Source organism: Rhizobium sp. P1_C7 (genome assembly GCF_056406295.1).
The window spans coordinates 1-502 of record NZ_JBFUAL010000085.1 but is presented as its reverse complement, the minus strand read 5'-3'; the positions used below and the strand labels follow the sequence as shown (position 1 = coordinate 502).

Below are 502 nucleotides of genomic sequence, written 5' to 3'. Positions count from 1 at the left end.
GGCTTCAAGAGGAACTTGATCAAGCTTCAAAGGTCGCTGAAAAGTGGAAACAATGGAAGACGTCAACTGAAGGCAATCTGGGTTATGAAAGAACAAATAACTCATTGGATATATTCGTTTACCATTCAAAGGAATTCGGTAAATATGTCGATGAACGTCAACTGGTAGGCTTTACACTTACTTACTTGTTCCAGGATGAAGATAAGATGTCGCAGGAAAGCCACGATTATTTGAAAGAGAAAAATAACAATTACCATATTTGGATTGAAGAGGAATATGACAAATTACGGGATGAGTTAAAAGCGATGAACGAGATGAATTATTCTGAGGCTATCAAGGCATTAGAGGAAACATATCTATCAAATACTCCATAAACAGGAGGCGCATGAATGAATAAAAGTATCTGTAAAAAGTTTTTTGCTATAAGCATGATTGCATTCATTTTGTTTTGGACTGCCGGGCCGTCGATTATGTTGGCTTCGTTCATTTCGCCAGGAACACC

At 37.8% G+C, this 502-nt stretch carries 1 protein-coding gene; it reads left to right on the top strand.

Going from position 1 to position 502, the window contains the following annotated elements; all coding sequences use genetic code 11:
• Positions 1-374, top strand: a 374-nt coding sequence (locus tag AC1D2R_RS32275) for a hypothetical protein (protein ID WP_477973892.1), incomplete at its 5' end; no start/stop codon positions are given.
• Positions 375-502 lie beyond the last annotated feature (128 nt).